Source organism: Brevibacillus centrosporus (assembly GCF_046622605.1).
Taxonomy (GTDB): Bacteria; Bacillota; Bacilli; order Brevibacillales; family Brevibacillaceae; genus Brevibacillus; species Brevibacillus centrosporus.
In genome coordinates this window covers 1,081,653-1,099,875 of the sequence record NZ_CP176856.1, presented here as the reverse complement: position 1 = coordinate 1,099,875, position 18,223 = coordinate 1,081,653, and the positions used below count along the sequence as shown (strand labels likewise).

The window sequence follows — 18,223 nt, the reverse complement described above, 5'->3', positions numbered from 1 at the left end:
TGGACGCTCACTTTCCGTTCTTCTTTTGTGCATTTTCTTGTTGCTTGATGTGGATGTCCAGTGCTGCATTGGCTTCGGCAATATCATCGTCATCCATCTTGTCCAGATCGGAGTACGAGATATGCATGTCCGATAGAAGCAAGCGCCAGTACCGCCAGTTTTTCTTGGCTCTATCCTTCGCTTCCCTCTTGCTGATTGCCATCCTCGTCACCATCCTGGTCTTGGCCAGAGATAAACGCGTATGCCGCGTTAATCACTTCTTTATATTCAGAGTAGTTGTTGAAGTCATCAATTTTCATTTTCGGATCTACAACGACATGCTTCAGAATCTCTTCTGCAAGGCGCTCTTCCATTACCACACCATACTTATTTTTGCTGCTGTCATTGATTTTGGATACGGTACGCACTCCTGGATGTTGGAAGATATATTTCCCACCGGATTTAGTGCTGAAGTTTTTCTGCTTGAATGCGTTCATGATTTATCGTCTCCTTTTGTATTTTTCCTACTTCATATCCAGATCAAGGCACTGGATCTCGTATTCCCGATCCGCTACCTCATTTCCATAGGTACGGGTAGCAGGCTTATTGACATAAGCCTCTGTTGCAGTAGTCGTCTCTTTCGGAGTGCCGGAGTAGATGACGCTAACCGGAACAAGACGGCCTGTGTTGGCCAGGTTGTCCAAGTAGGCAACATGTGGGCTGCTTGGAAGCAACGTCACCTTGATGGTGCCGAGAGGATTGTTTACTTTGGTACGGGCGACATCGCCTTGCGCACCGACTTTTGTCTCAAAGTTGTTCTCGGACTTTTCGATCTCGACCATATCTTCACTGAAGCCAGTCAGATAGGTACCCCCGACGATGACGGCGACGTCCTTCGGATCATAAGTAGAAGTTGACATGCCTTATTCCTCCTTACAGAATGATGGTCCCTTTTACTTTGGCTGCATGGATTGCACCGCCCAGCTCAAACTCAAAGGTTCCATCGTTGTATTCGCGTTTTTCACGGTCCGCTGGGTCAACCTGCGAGCGAGGCTTGAATTGAGTGCTGAATTGCGCGATTCCTTCGTCGTCCCGAGCGATCATGCCGTTCAGATCCGCTCGCTTCAGGATGGTGCGCACCTCAGCTTCAAGCTGTGCAATGCCGGTGTTGTCATAACGGATTTTCGGGGAACGATTCAGTAGCTTTTGGATAGCGTATTGAATGCTGAACACCAGGTAATCACGCGAGTGGATAATGTCGATGTATTCCCCGGAAACCGTTTTTCCCTCGCTGGTGACGTCGTCTCCCGCTTTTGTCACATAGGTGTTTGCACCAAGAGCGTGAATAGCGTTCAATTCCGTGGTGTCGATATCCATCGACTCGATACCCTTCAACGTTTTGAACTTCCAGGTAAGGCCACCTGGTTCAGTAGACGCAGCTGCACCTAGCCATGCCGCTTCTGGATAGTTATCCGTGGTTGTATGGTACAAAGCAGTTGTACGGGTATATTTTTTTGCCTTGATTGTAGCAAGATCATCCTTGCTGGATGTGCTAACGAAATATTGCCGCGAGTTGTCCTGTTCGACGGCATCAGCAATGGTTGTAATATCCGCCACAAGACCGATAGTTGCCATTAAGAAATACCAGTCTTTTGCGAAAACCTTAGACATAAAGTCAGCCCATGTCTCTCCTTCTGTTTTCCGTAGCATGACAGCAAACTCAGATGGAGAATTATCCCCCTGATTCAGCAGCGAGAACGCCGCTTTATAGACCTCTGTGTCCTCATCGAAGTCTGATTTTAGGGCTTCCAGGTCGTAATAGGTCTTGTAATCAGCCCCTGTATCGCTGGTTCCAATGATCAAAGTCTTGCCAAAACCAAGTTTTGGTGTAGGCCGCTGAATGTCAATCGTTACTGTAACATCGCTTTTAACCGCCAAATCCTTCCACTCCCTTCACGTTCGCTCTTTCTATTGCGATAAACTCACGTTCCGTCACATCTAAAGTACGGAATGTCACCTCAAATCCTTGCCGTCGTTCCCACTCGTCGGCGAGCAATACGTCGCGGTTTTCTATGGTTCCGATTTCTGAAACGATCACATTGACTCGATCTTTCAGCAGATCCCGCCCTTCACGTTTCAACCAATCCCGTGCGAGTAACGCATTTTCAACGCTAGTTGCCTTATTTTCGGCGAAAGACAAAAAAGAGACGGTAAAAGAAACCGTCCCTTCATGCCGGAGTATATCGCCTTCCAGATATTCGCATGGAAAGCCGCTTGCATCCTCAAAGTCAGTAAAGTCATAGGTGAAAAAAGATTGCTCCGGCATTTCTCCTCCACCATTCATTTCGATAACTGGTACAGAGAGGAAAGCAGCTAACTCCTGAACGATTGCCGACCTAATGGCTTTAAACGGTACCACGGGCGACCACCTTCTTTAGCATGTATTTATTGACATCGCTGTAGTCTCGTTCCTCCGGGACGTGGACGGTATATTGTTTTCCTTGGTATTCGATCAGATCCCCTGCGCGATGCTTGCTCGTGGTGTACAAGGTTCGGTCCTCCTCTGTATACCTACCGCCTTCTTTTTGCTGCATGCTTGCGCTCACCGGCTGAATGTGGCCCCGGTAGAGCGTCCTTTCTTGCTTTGCTGGTACCCAAACGCCAACCTCGTTATATTTGCCTGTGCCTGGCCCGATGAGATAATACGAGTTGTGGTATCGGGACAGTAAAGAGGCAAACCGAAATTGAATCATGTCGTGCCTCCTTTTTGAACAACCTTGTACGTGAGTGAATCACGCAGGTCTTTGTCCCGAAGCAAGATTTTCTTACTACCAGGCTTTAAGGCTTTATAGGTCGGAGAAAGTGGCGGTTGACGGATGGAATCAAACCGTTTGAGTGTTCGTTCCAAGCCAATTTCACCGATATCTCGTAACAAATCGCCAACCGTCTCCACTGACTCTGCAATGGCTTGTACTCCCGCTTTGACTCGCTTCTTTAAAGGGGCAGTCGCACGTTTCTTTCCGACGCCAATAAAGCTACGTGCTGGAATTTTCATTTTGACCGATCCGTACTCATGGACACCCGCGATCATAGCCAACTCCGCATCGCCTTGCATCCCGATGTGTACCTCTTTCTCTGCCAGTTCTTCCAGCTTTGCTCGAATTTCCGGAATCCGGCTGATCTCGGATACCGTAACGTTGGCCCGCCTTGCCCTTGTCCTTCTTGACACTACACCCACCTACCCACGTAAGGAGTCAACAGCGCTGCCACTGGCGCAGGTAATGACTGGGTGTCTTCTTCATATGAGACTGAAATGTCTCCAACCCTTTCCGATTTGGCACCCGGATTACGCCCTAGCATTTGTACATACAGGAGGCAAGCAAGCTCGATGCTCTCTGGTAAGGTGCGTGGCTCTGCCCCGGTTGCTTCATCGGGCAGGACATAACCACCTACATAGGAAACAAAAATATTCTGCTCCCCCACGGGCCAGCCCTTTGCTCGAAACAGCCTCCCCTCCCCGATCTCCTCATAATCTCCAAGAAGGTGATCCGTCCGAACTTCCTCAACTTGATGGATCGGATAATTTCTGAGGTTCAGGTAAGGGGAAGAATGTCCGCTTATCCTTTCTGTATAACGTTGCTTACGGAAGGTCCGTTTGCAGTGATGCTCGATGGCTTGAGTGGCCGCAACAATCAACAAAAGCAAGGTTTCATCCATACTTGTATCTTCCACTGGTATCTGCATGACTCGTTTCATGCGATCAAGAGAGGCAAGCATATTACTCGCCCCCTATGCCATGATTCCCGCTGCACGTAGCTTCGCCAGCAGGTGATTAAAGTCTGTCACCAAACCCTCTATGTCGGTGGCTGTACTGTCCGCTTGCGCTGCTGCTTTTTTTGCAGTCAGCTTTCCATTTAGAGCTTTGGATGTATCCGCTCCAAGTTTAGCAAGGGTAACGGTCCCATCAGCAATATCTGTTGGACCTCCCCCAAACTCAATTGGAACCCCATTTTTTAAAATCTGACCTTCGCCTACAATTTCAAGAATCCCACCGATTACATTCCGATCCCCGTTATCGGTGATATAATTTTTGGTTTGATGGCCCATGGCAATCTCTCCTTATCCGTTCACTGGTACATTTGTCAGGATCACAATAGCGTCCTCGTTCGCAGGCTTGCCGTCAAAACGTTGAATAACACGCGTCAGAGTTGTGTCGTTGTCAAATGCATCTCCGCCAACATCCGTGGTTTTTGCCTCCAGGGACTTGCGATCAAAGAAGAAATACCCAGCTTCGAAATTACCAAAAGCAATTTTTGTTTTTTGCTCGGTAGTACCTTCGTTTTTGATTTCATCAAACACTTCCACCGGGTAGCTGAACAGTGTGAACACGTCCGCTTTGCTTGGATCAGGAACCAAGACACTCTTACCATCAGCGTATTTCATGTCCGCCAGTGCTTCGGTTGCGGCGGTATTCATGATCCATTTGGCACCGTTTCGATAGCCTTTATCGACCATGTTTTTCAGCTTCCGCAAGGTCTTGATATCCAGCGTTGTGCACGGTAACGTGCGGTATTTATCTGTTACAAAAATACCTTCGCAAGAATCATCGCCACCGATTCCGTAGAATACTTCGTCGTTTTCCGTGTTCAATGAAATTTCTGTATACCAATCGCGCAATTCTTCCGTGATATCCACCGCGCTGTCGGCCATCAGCTCGTTCGTTGCTTCAAAGATGCCCGCATATTTGTGGACCTTGTACTTTACTTCTTCGTATTGCGGTGTATTTACTTTGCCAATAGGCTGCTTTTCATCGACATTCGTCATTCGCAAGTTAGTGCCGCGTCGTTTTGCCCGACTACCAGACAGAGTGCCAACTGTCTTCACACCGACCAAGTTTCGAATGGATTGTTTTGTTTGCTTCTGCTTGATAATCTCTTTGGAAATGTCCTCCGGTACGAGGACACCGCCTGCAGCCTTATCTCCTTCTGACATCGAGCGCGCCTGTTGTTGCATTTGCTTGAACGCGCGTTTTTCATCGTCAGTCAACTCTGCATCCTTGCCATGTTTGAGGTACTTGTCAAATGCGCTACGATGTTCTTTTTTCATATCGACCTCTTGACCAGGATCGTCTTCTTGGGCGGCAGCAGGAACCGTAGTTGCAGGCGTGTCAGCTTCCCGGAGCTCCTGCAGAAGATCAATTTGTTTACGCAGGTTTTTAGCTGCATCAGTAGCAGAACGAGCTTCTTCCAGCTTATTTTCAGCAGTAAGGCTTCTTGCTTCCTCTAACTTTGCCGCCAGTAGTTGGCGTAGCTCGCGTTCTTTTTCGTCCATGGATAGATTCCTCCTCAAATTTTGGCAATAAAAAATCGACTGTCATCAGCCCAAGCTGAGTAAGTCGATCTCAAGTAATATCTTTTCTTTTTCGAGTTTTCGCTGTTCTTTTGTTGTGATCCCCATATGATCTATGCTCCGCTGGGAAACTTCACTGTCTGGATAAGCCGGGAATGGGGTAGGTGATACCTCTCGCAAATCAATATCGATCAGCGTTCGTTCGTATACATCCTCCTCCTTGAGATACGTGAATGCATCTTGTCTGACACTAAAGCCAAAGCTTACGCCGTCCACGTCACCACGCTGGATCGATTCAGATGCATCGCGCCCCCACGTATTGTTAGGTAAATCACACTCGAAACGCAGCCCAACGTTGTCTTCCCACAGACGCAAGGTTTGGTTTTTGGTAGAGCCTAACACAAAGTCGCTTCGATGATTCCAAAGTGCTTTGATCACATTCTCGGAGAGGCTACGAGCAAAAGCACCTTTCGCTACCTTTTCGTAAAACTCTCCCCAAATCAACTGACTACGCTGATTAAACTTAACCACGTACCCGGAAATGGTATTTGTTGTTGATCCATCATCGCCTGAGCTACGAAATTCAATACTCTCAACTGGTAGAAACCGAACTTCCTTTTTATCCACCACTGTCACCCCCTTTCGGTGCCTCTTTTCCAAGGCCAGCTTTCAGCATTTGGTACTGATCCATCTTATCCAGGCTTACAAAGTTCAAACTTATGAAGTGCTTGTCTCCCAACTCACCAAGGCCGTCCCGCTCATCAAGCTCCAGGACATCGTTCAGGGAATATGCTCCCATTTCAACCATCGTCTTGAGCCATTGAGCACGACTAAGACTGTCCCCGCGTAATTCACTTGTTAGGTTGAACTTGACGTAATACCTCTTCCTCTCTAGCTCCGTGAAGAGTTTATAGGTCAGTTCCTGCTCCCAGTTGGTGATTATCGGTTGCAAGGTGTTTTTCACATATTCCAAAGACTGATGTTCGATGTTTGAGAAAGTCGCCTTATCAAGCAGCCCTAGCTTGTGTGGTGGAATCTTGTAGATTTTCGCTACCTCGCTGATGCCAAATTTATGCGTCTCAATAAATTGAGCGTCATCAAGGTTCATTCCCAAACTTTGGTATTCCATCCCGGCATCTAAAATCGCGATACGGTGTACGTTGCTTAGCCCAGAGTTGACTTTTTGCCACTCATCTCGTGCTTTGTCCTTTGCTGGCTTGTCCAAGCTTCCAGGAACCTTTAAAATGCCTCTGGTCGTCGTCCCATTCGCATAGAATGATCCGAGAAACTTTTTCTGTGCCTGCTGCACACCAATTTCCTCACGGATAACCGAAATCGGCGTGATTCCTTTAAGGCCACCCTTACTGATCGCTTTGATATGCAGGATATCGGGTGGACGTATTTTCCTTTGCTCTCCATTGGGGAGTGCTGTTACGTACCAAACATCGCCTGTGGCCGGTTCAAGGTGCACATCCGTTTGGGATGGATCGAGAGGCCATAGAGCTTTCGGTTGTCCGTTGTATGGGCCACTCTCATGCCATTCAATATTTGCGTAGGCGTTGCCCCAAGCTACCAGATGCACTTGCAGTAACTCCTTGAAGGTGTAGGCGCTCATATAGGGATTGGGGCGTATTCCTAGCAGCTTTGCTACCGGATGATTTACATCCTTCTCCAGCCCCTCGCCACGCTTCTTGAAAACTTGAATAGGCAGCTTCCCAATGTCTCCTCCAAGAATCGAAGCGCAGGTATACACGTTACTGTTTAGAAGTGCCGACGAACTAGTGACCTTTATCCCGCTGGATGTCTTAGCTCCTCCTCCCAGGAAGTCCAAAAACCATTGCTTGGGATTCAGTAGATTTGATAGGTCACTAGACCGCTGTTGCCACCATCGCCGGAAATAACTTTTGCGTCTCATGCTTCTTCACCTCCTCCCTAGAACGAAAAATCATCACTCATGATGTGGCTGTTCAGGTCTACTGTTCGATGCGACATAACCAGTTTGTGACAATCGATTACGGCGTCTACCGGGTCGATCCGTTTGGTCTTTGCAGTCGGGTCCTTATCGATCTTGATTTCACCAAAGCTATTGCTGACCGTCTTCGCATTTGCCATACTCCAGGTAAGCAATTTGTTTCGCTTGTCGTAGATGACGTTCCCCGCTTCTACTTCAAGCCTGAAATCCACCGTTGCATCATTGAGACTCTTTGCGCTCTGCGTTATCTCAACGCAATCCACACCAAACTCTTCCAGGTCAGACAAAAAGGCATCCGCATTATGTGGGTCATATGCGATGCCTTTGAGCTTCAAGTTGTATTTGGCTATCAATTCACGATAGTATCGAATGATATATTTATAATCCGTTTTGACTCCCCCCAGCGTTTCCGTTGGTGTCAGAAGCCCTTCCATGATCCACATATCATATGGCGCATGATCTGTTTTTACATGTTCCGCGACACGCTTGCCTGGTATGAAACTGTGTGAATGAATGTAGTATTTTTGGCAGGCACCCTCATTCAGAGGAAATTCCAAAGCACCAGAGGTAAGGTCGCCGCCGGAAGATAAGTCAAAAGCGAGGTAACACTCGCGCCCCGTCATGTCCTCAATCGTTGTATCGGATTCGCAAGCCTTCCAGTGTTCCATGTTCATGTACTGGTTGTCTGCATACATAACCCAGCGATTCAGTGATTTGGTCAAGAAGTTGCGCAACTCCCCGCCTTGCATCTGCTTTGCCTTTACCGCATCCGCACGCAGGCTTACCAGTGTCTCAGGTGTCCATAGAGGATTTGCCTTGGGCCAATTTTCCTCGTCCCAAATGTCGTCCTCTTTATCCAGTTCGCAAATGAAAACAAACTGCGTCTCATCTTGGTGAGCACCAGACAACACCATTTTGCAATATTCGTACAGCTCATAACATGGGCCGTTAATATCGAAACCAGCTGTCGTGATGACCGAAATAAGACACTGTTTGAGTTTCTTCGTCCCGTCAGCGAGCAGCTTGTACATCTGATTGTCTTTGTGCAGATGGTACTCGTCCACACTGGCGAAGTATGGCCTGAATCCGTCTATCGATTTTGTATCCCTGCCCAGCGCCCTAATCTCGCCGTTCGTTACTTTACATTCGATCTTTGCTGCATATTCCTTAACAACGAATAGCCCAGCATCGTACTTGGTACCACTCAGTTCCTCATCTGCATTAATGAACTTGATACATTCTTTTAAGACGATACGCGCCTGCAGCTCCTTGGTGGCCGTACAGTACACCTGAGGATAGTTGTATCCGTCAAAATTCCCGTAATATAAGGCAGGGACTGCATTCCCTAATGACTTCCCGTTCTGCCTCGCTACCTGGACATATGAGGTACGAAACCGCCTGTACCCTTCTTCTGTTACCCAACCGTTCCAGCTGCCGAAGATAAAGTCTTGAAATCCCCACAATTCAAGTGGTTGTGCTTCCTCTCCTTCTGCAATCGTGAGTGACTCAGCAAATTCGATGATCTCATGCGCCTTATCTGGGTTCCAAAAGTAGGGAAACTCTTTGGTGCCCTGCCTGTTTAAATCGTTCAGGTGTCTCTCACACGCTTGACGTTGCGTCTGTCCCGCTAGGATTTCACCATTTACGACTGCAAGAGCGTAAGCGGTCACCCTGTCACACTCTTGAACGGTGTTATACGGGTATCTCTGTGCGCTAACCACTTCTACCCGCTCCAAACTTTCCAAATTTGCTGGTTGGCTTCTCGTCCTTCTTCTGCTTTGGTACACTCTTGACTTTCGACAACGGATTTAAGAAGAGACGGTCCTGCATTTTAATCAACATGTCCATTTTCTTATTGATTGCCGTCTCTACTTTCAGTATCCCTTCTACTGATGCCAGCTGAGAGAGATACATTTGAGCCTTCAAACCGAACACTTTCACATCCTCATCGTTCGCTTCTGCCTTTTCGTAAATTGCCTCAAAATATCGCTCAAAAACTTCCCCATCAATGGAAATTTTTTCGATTTTTTGATACTGGTTAAGCAACTTTTCATACTCAGAATAGGTCCGACAATACATCGCTAACAGTCCAACGTCAGAGCTGGTTAGTAACTCCACATTTTCAGCAGCTGCCGCTTTGTATTCCTTCAAACATTGCTTCCAATGAGCAAAGGCGACCACATCATTTTTCACGAATGCCGGGGGTTTAAGCTTGTCCAACTCACTTTTCCCTAGCTTGATTTCATTCTCTTGCCTATGCTGAATTTGTGCTTTAGTTAATCGGTTCGGATTCCCCTCCGCGAGGTGCAGAGAAGTTGGCTTTGCATTCCGTCCCATCGGGTTCACCTCCCAGATTCTCCGAAAATTTCATAAAACGAATTTTTACGCGATTAAGGGGGCACGCGGTCTACTGCATGTTTGCCCTAGATTTCAAAGGGTGGGGGGTATCCCAGCCTTTTTCAACTTGGATAGCGTCTGGTATGACTGCTGTCAAAGCTGCCTTCATCACTTGATGAGCAGCATGTTCGGGCATGCCCTCATGTGCTGTCTTTACGATTGCCTCCATCAAGTTATTCGTGAGAGACGTATACCATGAAGCAATTTCAACTTTAACAGTTAGATCGCCTACGGCTGTGCTTATCCTTGGCTTACAACATTTATCGCAGATGATTTTAGGCCCAGCCTTCATCACGCACCCACAACCAATGCATTGATTAGCTTCGTCCATTCCCAAACCCTCCATCTTCTTTAGCTGTCTTCCTGCTATGGCAAGAGGAACAAAGCCCCTGCCAGTTCTTCTCATCCCAAAACAAAACCACATTACCCTTATGAGGAGTGATGTGGTCAACAACCGTTGCTGCTGTTACTTTCCCTTTATCCCAGCAAACCTTGCACAACGGATTCTCGCGGAGATATCTCGCCCTCGCTTTTCTCCACCTCGCGTCATATCCTCGTTGTGCTGCCGTTCCCCGCTCCTGGTTGTATTGTTGGGCTTGGTTCTTGTGATCCTCACAATACCCCTCATCTGTCAGCTTTGAACATCCCCGCTTCCGACAAAACTTTTTCAACGCCACCCTACCTTCACCACCTGCACTTCCTTCGTTACAAGCGAACGGTCCTGTAGACTTCGTTCAATGCATCCTGTGTGATGCCGATGTAGTCCAACGTGATCCGTTTATCCGAGTGATTGAAGATTTGCATCAGATATTCCAGCGGCACACCAGCAAGATAAGCATGGTACCCAAAGCTTTTTCGCATGGAATGGCACCCAATCCTGTCCTCAATTCCAATCTGTCTTGCCACTCGGTTCAATATTGCCCAAGCATGCTGCCTTGAGATTGGCTTGTAGTTACCATCCTTGTCCCGCTTTTGGCTGGAGAACAATGGTCTGTCTAACTCAACTACATCCAACTCTGCCAGATATTCAGAAATGGCATTGCGTATATCCTCGCTAAACTCAATGAGCTTCTTTTTCCGTTTCGTTCTCTTCTGCGTCTTCTGCTCGATCAATTCGTATTGTTTGACCGGTCTGCCCCGCTTATCAATTACATCTCGAATGTTCATGAGTAAGATATCGCTGATCCGTAGGCCACTGTTCAGACCGAGAACGAAAAGAAGCTTGTCCCGCTTTTTCTGATGACCAAGCAGAATTTTCATCGTCTTGATCTGTTGTCGATCTCGAAATGGTTGTACGGTTTCCACTTTGTTCACCCCTCTCGTTTCGTCAGATTTTTCGACCTCTTCACAAGCGAGATAAAATTGCTTTTCAGCGCTTGGCGCTATTGGTCTGAATCACAATCTTACAGAATCTCTTTGAATCAAATTTTTCTGTTCACTTATTAGTGGCATTTGGCAGACAAAAAAATAAGCCTTATCCAACTTTTTTGGATAGGCTGTATTCCGGTTTTTTTAAGTTCAGCTTCTTTGAGATTTTCTCTTGAGCACGTCGAATGTAGGTGTCCACTGTTCCTCGGGATAACCCAAGCATTCTTGCAATGTCATATTGTGAAAATCCTTGACCATGCGCCATCACATAACAATCTTTTTCCCGATCCGTAAGACAAGATAGTGCCTCTCCGATTAATTCGCGCTGGCTATCAGTGATATTGGAAGGTCCACCGGCGACCGTTCGATTTACGTATGATTGCAATATAATTGGGTCCATAGTGACAGTTCTTTGGTAAACAGCCAACCTTTCAATCCCTCTTTTATTGCCTGGCCGCTTTCCTGTCTCCATCCAGGTAATCACATAATCAAGATCACCGATCATGTCGGAGTAATAACCCATCAAAGAAGCATCCGCTTCATCAGATCCCGTTACTACAGCAGCCGACAACTTGCTGTATTTGTATCGAAGTTTATTTCTTGTCTGTTTGTATTCTTCCAACAACTCTTCCATGGTTGACCATTCACTCATGCTAATCCCCCTCGGGTTTTTATTTATCTGCGGCTTCCCCGATCTTTTAAGAACTGGCGTGGTCCAACATCACCCATAAGGCGTCGAAACTCATCAGTTGTAAACTGCTCCGCGTTCCTGCATTTCTCCGGTTTGATGCTTGCCTTCTTGTTCCGTTGCGTCTTCGCATGAAGGATATCCCTTACCCTTGCCACTCGCTTATCCCCCTTTTGGACAAAACAAAAAGGGCGCCAGAACACACCCTTGCATAGGTGTGAATCTGACGCCCTCCCGTATCTCGGTATCAGGCTTGTATTAAAATAATTCGCTTTCGCGGTAATCAACCTTGGAAATCTTTCCCTGGCTTGATTTTACCACGGTTTCTCCATGTTCTACCAGTGAAACTTGCTTTACTTTCCCCTGTCGGGGATCTACTAGGATCATGCAAGGCTCCTTACCAACTGGTATAGTGATTGTCATGGATTCAATGTCAAATTGAAGTTCTTTTGTGCGTGTGCTCATCTTTCGTTCCCCCTCGTCTTTGCCCATGGTATAATGTGGTTATTCCGAACACACATTTGCTCCCAACTGGGGGCTTTTCTTTTTAGGAGGATCATGCATGTATCAAATTAATATTCTTCCGGATGACGCAAAGGCTTATCTGGTTATTGGGACTATCATTATCTTGTATATTGTCGGAAAAGCTATATTCAGGAAATAATGACAGCCAGTTTTACTCCCGTAATGTTTTGTTAATTACCAGATATTCCGCTGGTCAGTTTGCCAATCCAATTACCGACGATATCGGGGTTGTCCAAAATGTAGAGGGCAATGTATGCATAAGCAGCCCAACTCGCCAAGATGAGAAATAAAACGAATGAAAAAAAAATCCAGAAAAACCGCTGTAGCCGACGCATTCTTTTGTCCCGTTCTTCAAAGAAAATGCCTCTACTTTTCATTAATCCAGATGCACCCCTTTCTACAATTACCGAAGTGTTAAGCTGCCCAATGATAGATCAGCGCTCCCAGCCCAACAGCAGCTCCAACCACAATTCCGACTACGGTCCAAATCAGAATGACCGCTCCGTTTACACCTGCAGAGTACATTTGAAGCCTCCCATTTTTCGATTTACAGAACGTCTCTACCGATAAGCAAAACCGAGCTTTCTTCGCTTTGGAAGTCTGTAAGTATTTCCAGGATTGAAACCTCTTCGCCGTCATCTGTGGCTCCACGACTGAATGAAACAAGGGCGTAATCCCTATCAACTTCACGAATTTCTTCCTGCAGCGTTCCATCGTCCTCTGCTACGTATTTTGCATAAGTTGCAATGGCATCCTGTTGGGTCTCAGCTTTCAACAACGCGTAATATGGCGTATGGATTTCAAAGAATCTCATCGTTCTTTCCTCCCTAACTATTATGAAAAGTAAATGTTTACATTTTTTTTCGCTTCAAGTAGTTTGTTAATAAAAAGGAGTAATTTTATGAACGCTATCCAGCTTTTCGACGTGATCATCCAAGAGGCAAGTAACCGTCGTATTAAGATATGGTTCCATTATGCTCAAAGCTGTTACTGCTTAAGTACAATCGTTTCAGAGGCAGGATGGGTTGGAGATAACTTGTATTTTATTTATGGTCCTTCTAATTCCCGAATGTTCTTGGACAACCATAAACAATGCATAGTAGACACGCTTGAAGAGAGTGCTAGTGTTTATAAAATTTTTCCCTCATCCAGTGAAGGAACATATCATGTGACGGAGCAAATTGACATCTACTGTTAGACAGTTCCGAGCATCCACTTCCCAATGGAACTGGCAGTTGATCAGCATACACATTGTGTTAAATCCCCGGCAGCGAGAAGATTGTTTGCTGTCCATGTTCTGCCGCTATTGGATTGATCCAAATTACTTCCGTTCTTCTTACCCCAGCCTCTGCGGTTACGCCTATAGTCTTGCGTTCCCATTTCCGCAGCTTTTCATCGTACAGTCGATGAGCGTAACCGGATATGATTGCTGGACCCGTATGCTTTTCCAAAACCTCTAGGAGCTCTACATGATCGTCTACTGTCATTTCATGCTTGTACATTGGGCCGCGTCTGGTATCTAACAGGTAAGGCGGATCGCAGTAAATCAACACATTGGGACGTCGATGCCTTGCTATCACCTTCACAGCTGATTGTTTCTCAATCTGCACCCCACTAAGGCGCTCTGCTGCAGCAATGATTTTATCCGGCAAGGTCGTCCATTCAATTGCGGGTGAGGATGGACGTGCTGCAAAGTCGATTACATGACGCCAATCCGTTTTTCGAGTGGTTTTTACCCATCTGGCCATCCAACATCTCGCCAAGAATCTGCGAGCTCTCTCTAAGTCGTCATCTGTGTATTCATAAGCACGGTTATATTCCTCTCGGGAGTACGGTGTCCAACGTACCAAGTCAGCCAGATCCGCTTTCCTATCCCGAATGACCTCAAACAGATTAACTATGTCATCGTCCAGGTCGTTCACTGTTTCAATTGGAGACCGCGGCTTGTTAAATAGGACTGCGCCGCTACCGAAGTAAGGTTCAAGATATGTCTCGTGCGCTGGCATGTTTTCAATAATCCATTGCGCGGTATTCCATTTGCTGCCTGGATAGTGCAGGATTCGTGGCATTTTCACCCCGAAAGCCTCCCTTCTGGATGCCTATTTAACATAATTGAGCTTGTGTGCCCACTTTTTTGTCCCACTCCCCTGCGGTATGATTGGGCAAAGGAGTGATCGTATGGAAAAGTCTTTTTATTATTCAGTCCCCTGGTCAGAGATCAGTTACCTGAAAGAAACTCTGACCTCTATGGAAATACCATTCGTTATCGAACAGACCTCAGAAAAGCTGTCGCTTGAAGAAGGTGAGGTCGCGATTGTCTTCCCAGACATGCACGTTCGAGTCTACAACCATGTTCGCGAGCTTTTTGGTGGACACGGGCTACGATACCCTCAGTAGCCCCAGTTCCTCCAACTCCTCACGGATTACTTGTTTTTGCCATTCCAGCCATTGTTCAGATGTCACGCTATTTCCCCCCAATTCACTGGCTGCTCATACTGAGCTAATCTCTGTTTTAATCCCACGACCTCTTCTCGCAGCTCAGTGCAAATCTCCAGCATGGTCAAAAACTCATTCTTTGCCCGAACACCGTCATTTGCCCATGTTAGCGCATGTTCTAATGCATCCCGTTCGTTCATTAAGCGCTGAGCTTGCTCCGCACATATCCCTTCCGGTGATTCTTGAAACAAAAGTGATCTAAGGGTTTGTAGTTCCATATTAGACAATCGCTTCCAAGGCTGACTCACTTTTAACCTCAACTCCCTTTCTGACTAAAACCATTACGTCTACATCAAAAACTTCTGCGCACGTCTTGCATTTGCGGTATAACACACCTTTGTGCAAAGCTAGAGTAAAGCATCCCTGTCCGCAATTTCCGCATCTGCCGGATCGTTTTTCTGCAGGCGCTTCGCGAATATCCGCCTTTTTTCTACCTCTTGCCATCAACCAGTAGCTCCGCCATGAATGCGATAATTAAGCTCCATCCCATTCAAAATCACGGTATAGTCGCGAGCCATTTCGTAGATCCGAGAACCAATCGCCTTATCGATCTTGCACAGCTCGTCCACTTCACGCTCAGATGAAACCAGCAGAGGTAAATTGTTGAGATACCGAAAATTAACGATTGCGAACAGCTGCTCAAGCTGAAACTCAGTAGGCTTTGCCCTGCCTTTATACAGATCGTCAATGAACAGTACCGGGGCATTCTGAAGCTTTTGAATTCGGTCATCAAGATGATCAAGGTTGTCCTTCAATTCGTTAAATCCCTCAACCCATGGGAAGTAAGTGACTCCTACTCCTTGGCTGATCAGACAATTACTTACGGCCATCAAGAGGTGCGTTTTCCCTGCTCCCGGTTCACCCAAAAGAGCAATACTATTGTGCCGTGATTCTCGATTGTCCTGAAAATTTCTGTAGTATGTAACGGCGCAATTGTAAGCATCCACTATCGGCTGAGGCATACCATCCAGCCTGAAATTCTTGAAACCAAGCTTTTGAAAAGCAGGCGTGATATGACTTGATTTAAACAGGCGTTCGATTTTCCGTCTTTCACGACATTCGCAATATCGCCAGTATTCGTATCCATCATCACCCGAAACCAGATACCCCTCTTTATCTTTGCATCGAGGGCAATCAAACTTTTTCTGGTCCGCTTGATCCTCCAGGTTTGTTGATCCAGCCTGTCCGACCATTCGTGATCGAAGCTGATGGAACATTTGGATCAGCTCCTCTTCTGACTGCACTGCCTTTTTCACGCTTGGTTTCACCTCTTTCCCGCTGATTATCAACTTCAATCTGGTATGCATTCACCTGGGCAAGCGTCCGAAGACCTCGCTTCGTCCAGTCATTGAGAACAGTCGTAACGTACTTCCATTTCGGTGCCCCATTCATAACAGCCACTTTAATGGCCTCTGTGATGATCTCATGTGGCTGATCAAAGTGATTTTCTTCAATCCACTTTGAAATGTCTTCTGCGATAAACGGAGACACGACTCCAATTTCCTGCTGGTAGATGAAAAATGGATCAGGTTTACTCGCGCGCTTATCCTCTTCATCATCAGCTTTTATCTCTGTAGTAATCTCTGTAGTAATCTCTGGTATTGCTTTGCCCACATTGGGCTCTCCATCTACCCGATCTGGGCTCTCCATCTGCCCAACTTGGGCTGTCGATTGCGAATTTTCACAATCGATTTGCCCAGATTGGGCTCTCGTCAACTCGTCCAGCTTTTCATAATCGATGGAATACCAGGTTGTCTTGTCGATCTTGCTCTGATTATAGTTACCAGTTAAAATCACGCCGCCTTTCTCCAGTTTCTCAACTATGCGGCGAATCGTATTATATCCCCAGAAAGGAAACTGCTCCTGCCACTTCTGGATCGTGTTGTACACCCATTTTCTCCCGTCGATATTGTGAGCACTTCTTTCTAGCCAGTAGTGGAGCTGCTGGAGGAAGATCGATTCATTCAGCCCAATTACCTTTGCCAGTGAAGGCAAAACGAAAAGAGGCTGATCATCTAGTAGTAACTTGCTCATTTTCCTTTACACCCTCCTCCGCTTGAATTTTGTTTGGATTTCCGCTAATCTATTTGTAATAATCTTTTGCTAAGGCTCCGCGCGGCTACGCGGGGTCTTTTTAATTTCCTAACTGCGCACCGCTCCCTCCTCTCGTCACGAGACCACTGACAGCCCTACCCTCATCTGCCAGCACTACAGCCCTTCAACTGCCCGTACAGACCTCGTCATATGTATAGATGGTATCGACCACCCGTGGATGACCCAGTGCATTCTCTGGAGCTTCCACGCGGAGCCGAGGCCACGCGTTACTGCTTGTCCACTTATCAAACAATGTGGTATGATTTCATTAGCCTATTAATCGCCTCTCGTTACCGCGAGAGGTTTTTTCATTTATCAGGAACTTGCGAATCTCCCAGCCCTTGCAAAGAGTGCCCCGATACCTTCCATCCTTTATCAGCCTATATGGATGCTTCACGCTATCCCCTCCTGGTAACGCGCTTCCTTCACTACCTTTGCTGTTTCTCGCATCTTCACCGCATCGAATGTCGTAGCCCATATCTGACGACGATCCGCTGTGTCTTCCAGAGCTTGCACTATCAGCTGTAGATGTTCTTCTTCAAGCCCATTCAAAAAACCAACAGTGTGTCTTGAATTCATGAGTTTTTTGAGTGCAGCTTTATAGTTTTCCGCCAATTGTTCATCCCCGCGTTTTCTGACCAAGCGTTCTTTTTCAGTCAAAGCTTGTACCGCATAACCATACTGTTTCAATGTCATGAATTTTCCCTCCTTATCGAACCACTAAGACTGGTGCAAGTTCATCAATCCTCGGCATTGCTACCTGCTCGGTCAGAGCTTCGACGTTCCACATCTGCCCGATCTCCCGCATTTCTGCTCTGTCTTCACGATCTGCTGCATAGAGATATGACTTTATGGCTGGGATCACATCGGCTACCTCTTTGATGTGGTGCTTAGCTTCTGTTGTCAGCTGGTAGGTCCCTCTCATCGCTGCTCGATTTGAAACTGGCTCATCATCAATCAGCTCTTCTACTGCTGCTAGTGCCTGCCTAAGTTGTCTGCGCAGATTATGTAGTGTTTCCGAGACGTTTTGGTTCAGAGCTGGATCAACGGGCACTAGGCCCAGTGGATCGAGACCATACGCGTGTGACAGAAGATCGCATCCTTCGTACCACTCAAGCGCTATGCACCACTCTGCTGCAAGGGCAATGTCCGGTTCGATATCCCCGCATTCAACTTTGGAAACTTTTTTGGGATCTATTCGAAGACGTTCAGCGACTTGAATTTGTGTTCTCATATTCGGATCTGAATTATTCACCCGATAATGTCGCAAGTATTCTCCGAAATTTCTCATGGAAAACGCTCTGTTCGCCATGTGTTCTCTCTCCTTTCAGTTTTCAACGGAAGGTAAAATATGG

General features: G+C 46.7%; 26 protein-coding genes. 1 reads left to right on the top strand and 25 read right to left on the bottom strand.

Annotation, left to right across the window (positions count from 1 at the left end; all coding sequences use genetic code 11):
- Nucleotides 1–7 precede the first annotated feature (7 nt).
- The 21 genes from ACLIN2_RS05885 to ACLIN2_RS05785 form a co-directional block, all read right to left on the bottom strand.
- Nucleotides 8–202 carry a hypothetical protein gene (locus tag ACLIN2_RS05885; protein ID WP_411503482.1) on the bottom strand — a complete coding sequence of 65 codons (195 nt, stop codon included), beginning with the start codon at nucleotides 200–202 and terminating at the stop codon, nucleotides 8–10.
- On the bottom strand, nucleotides 171–476 hold the full coding sequence (locus tag ACLIN2_RS05880) for a hypothetical protein (RefSeq protein WP_411503481.1): 306 nt from the start codon (nucleotides 474–476) through the stop codon (nucleotides 171–173). Before ACLIN2_RS05880 ends, ACLIN2_RS05885 begins: the two co-directional genes overlap by 32 nt.
- A 27-nt stretch (nucleotides 477–503) precedes the next feature.
- The gene (locus ACLIN2_RS05875; RefSeq protein ID WP_411503480.1) at nucleotides 504–899 is read right to left on the bottom strand and encodes a phage structural protein; all 396 of its coding nucleotides are present in this window, start codon (nucleotides 897–899) and stop codon (nucleotides 504–506) included.
- A 13-nt stretch (nucleotides 900–912) separates the two neighbouring features.
- Nucleotides 913–1,917, bottom strand: a complete 1,005-nt coding sequence (locus tag ACLIN2_RS05870) for a DUF3383 family protein (protein ID WP_411503479.1) — start codon at nucleotides 1,915–1,917, stop codon at nucleotides 913–915.
- Nucleotides 1,907–2,398: a phage neck terminator protein gene (locus ACLIN2_RS05865; protein ID WP_411503478.1), complete on the bottom strand. Its 492-nt coding sequence runs from the start codon at nucleotides 2,396–2,398 to the stop codon at nucleotides 1,907–1,909. The genes ACLIN2_RS05870 and ACLIN2_RS05865 overlap by 11 nt, the downstream gene beginning before the upstream one ends.
- A complete protein-coding gene (locus ACLIN2_RS05860) occupies nucleotides 2,385–2,732 on the bottom strand; it encodes a hypothetical protein (RefSeq protein ID WP_411503477.1) in 348 nt (115 codons plus the stop codon). Before ACLIN2_RS05860 ends, ACLIN2_RS05865 begins: the two co-directional genes overlap by 14 nt.
- Nucleotides 2,729–3,208: a hypothetical protein gene (locus ACLIN2_RS05855; RefSeq protein WP_411503476.1), complete on the bottom strand. Its 480-nt coding sequence runs from the start codon at nucleotides 3,206–3,208 to the stop codon at nucleotides 2,729–2,731. Before ACLIN2_RS05855 ends, ACLIN2_RS05860 begins: the two co-directional genes overlap by 4 nt.
- A complete protein-coding gene (locus ACLIN2_RS05850) occupies nucleotides 3,208–3,756 on the bottom strand; it encodes a phage gp6-like head-tail connector protein (protein WP_411503475.1) in 549 nt (182 codons plus the stop codon). Before ACLIN2_RS05850 ends, ACLIN2_RS05855 begins: the two co-directional genes overlap by 1 nt.
- A gap of 12 nt (nucleotides 3,757–3,768) precedes the next feature.
- Nucleotides 3,769–4,086 (bottom strand): head fiber protein, encoded by a 318-nt coding sequence (locus tag ACLIN2_RS05845; protein WP_411503474.1) that lies wholly within the window; start codon nucleotides 4,084–4,086, stop codon nucleotides 3,769–3,771.
- Between the two features lie 12 nt (nucleotides 4,087–4,098).
- The gene (locus ACLIN2_RS05840; RefSeq protein ID WP_411503473.1) at nucleotides 4,099–5,310 is read right to left on the bottom strand and encodes a phage major capsid protein; all 1,212 of its coding nucleotides are present in this window, start codon (nucleotides 5,308–5,310) and stop codon (nucleotides 4,099–4,101) included.
- A gap of 45 nt (nucleotides 5,311–5,355) precedes the next feature.
- Complete coding sequence (locus tag ACLIN2_RS05835) at nucleotides 5,356–5,955, bottom strand: HK97 family phage prohead protease (RefSeq protein ID WP_411503472.1); 600 nt, start codon at nucleotides 5,953–5,955, stop codon at nucleotides 5,356–5,358.
- On the bottom strand, nucleotides 5,948–7,243 hold the full coding sequence (locus tag ACLIN2_RS05830; RefSeq protein WP_411503471.1) for a phage portal protein: 1,296 nt from the start codon (nucleotides 7,241–7,243) through the stop codon (nucleotides 5,948–5,950). Before ACLIN2_RS05830 ends, ACLIN2_RS05835 begins: the two co-directional genes overlap by 8 nt.
- 17 nt (nucleotides 7,244–7,260) lie before the next feature.
- A complete protein-coding gene (locus ACLIN2_RS05825; protein WP_411503470.1) occupies nucleotides 7,261–9,021 on the bottom strand; it encodes a terminase large subunit in 1,761 nt (586 codons plus the stop codon).
- Complete coding sequence (locus ACLIN2_RS05820; protein WP_411503469.1) at nucleotides 9,014–9,637, bottom strand: terminase; 624 nt, start codon at nucleotides 9,635–9,637, stop codon at nucleotides 9,014–9,016. Before ACLIN2_RS05820 ends, ACLIN2_RS05825 begins: the two co-directional genes overlap by 8 nt.
- Before the next feature lie 70 nt (nucleotides 9,638–9,707).
- Nucleotides 9,708–10,028: a hypothetical protein gene (locus ACLIN2_RS05815; protein WP_411503468.1), complete on the bottom strand. Its 321-nt coding sequence runs from the start codon at nucleotides 10,026–10,028 to the stop codon at nucleotides 9,708–9,710.
- Entirely contained in the window at nucleotides 10,015–10,374 is a 360-nt protein-coding gene (locus ACLIN2_RS05810; protein ID WP_411503467.1) for an HNH endonuclease signature motif containing protein, read from the bottom strand. Before ACLIN2_RS05810 ends, ACLIN2_RS05815 begins: the two co-directional genes overlap by 14 nt.
- A 28-nt stretch (nucleotides 10,375–10,402) precedes the next feature.
- The gene (locus ACLIN2_RS05805) at nucleotides 10,403–11,002 is read right to left on the bottom strand and encodes a tyrosine-type recombinase/integrase (protein ID WP_411503466.1); all 600 of its coding nucleotides are present in this window, start codon (nucleotides 11,000–11,002) and stop codon (nucleotides 10,403–10,405) included.
- Between the two features lie 169 nt (nucleotides 11,003–11,171).
- A complete protein-coding gene (locus ACLIN2_RS05800) occupies nucleotides 11,172–11,717 on the bottom strand; it encodes a sigma factor-like helix-turn-helix DNA-binding protein (protein ID WP_411503465.1) in 546 nt (181 codons plus the stop codon).
- Between the two features lie 294 nt (nucleotides 11,718–12,011).
- On the bottom strand, nucleotides 12,012–12,218 hold the full coding sequence (locus ACLIN2_RS05795) for an XtrA/YqaO family protein (protein WP_411503464.1): 207 nt from the start codon (nucleotides 12,216–12,218) through the stop codon (nucleotides 12,012–12,014).
- A 607-nt stretch (nucleotides 12,219–12,825) separates the two neighbouring features.
- Complete coding sequence (locus ACLIN2_RS05790; RefSeq protein WP_411503463.1) at nucleotides 12,826–13,092, bottom strand: hypothetical protein; 267 nt, start codon at nucleotides 13,090–13,092, stop codon at nucleotides 12,826–12,828.
- A gap of 442 nt (nucleotides 13,093–13,534) precedes the next feature.
- Complete coding sequence (locus ACLIN2_RS05785; protein WP_411504514.1) at nucleotides 13,535–14,347, bottom strand: DNA adenine methylase; 813 nt, start codon at nucleotides 14,345–14,347, stop codon at nucleotides 13,535–13,537.
- A 109-nt stretch (nucleotides 14,348–14,456) separates the two neighbouring features.
- On the opposite strand from ACLIN2_RS05785, the gene ACLIN2_RS05780 reads away from it, so the two are divergent.
- Nucleotides 14,457–14,675: a hypothetical protein gene (locus tag ACLIN2_RS05780; RefSeq protein WP_411503462.1), complete on the top strand. Its 219-nt coding sequence runs from the start codon at nucleotides 14,457–14,459 to the stop codon at nucleotides 14,673–14,675.
- 542 nt (nucleotides 14,676–15,217) lie between these two features.
- On the opposite strand, the gene ACLIN2_RS05775 is transcribed toward ACLIN2_RS05780, so the two are convergent.
- The 4 genes from ACLIN2_RS05775 to ACLIN2_RS05760 form a co-directional block, all read right to left on the bottom strand.
- A complete protein-coding gene (locus ACLIN2_RS05775; protein WP_411503461.1) occupies nucleotides 15,218–15,991 on the bottom strand; it encodes a DnaA ATPase domain-containing protein in 774 nt (257 codons plus the stop codon).
- Nucleotides 15,909–16,808: a DnaD domain-containing protein gene (locus ACLIN2_RS05770; protein WP_411503460.1), complete on the bottom strand. Its 900-nt coding sequence runs from the start codon at nucleotides 16,806–16,808 to the stop codon at nucleotides 15,909–15,911. The genes ACLIN2_RS05775 and ACLIN2_RS05770 overlap by 83 nt, the downstream gene beginning before the upstream one ends.
- A 453-nt stretch (nucleotides 16,809–17,261) precedes the next feature.
- Entirely contained in the window at nucleotides 17,262–17,564 is a 303-nt protein-coding gene (locus tag ACLIN2_RS05765) for a hypothetical protein (protein ID WP_411503459.1), read from the bottom strand.
- A 13-nt stretch (nucleotides 17,565–17,577) separates the two neighbouring features.
- Nucleotides 17,578–18,180, bottom strand: a complete 603-nt coding sequence (locus ACLIN2_RS05760) for a hypothetical protein (RefSeq protein ID WP_411503458.1) — start codon at nucleotides 18,178–18,180, stop codon at nucleotides 17,578–17,580.
- Nucleotides 18,181–18,223: the final 43 nt, after the last annotated feature.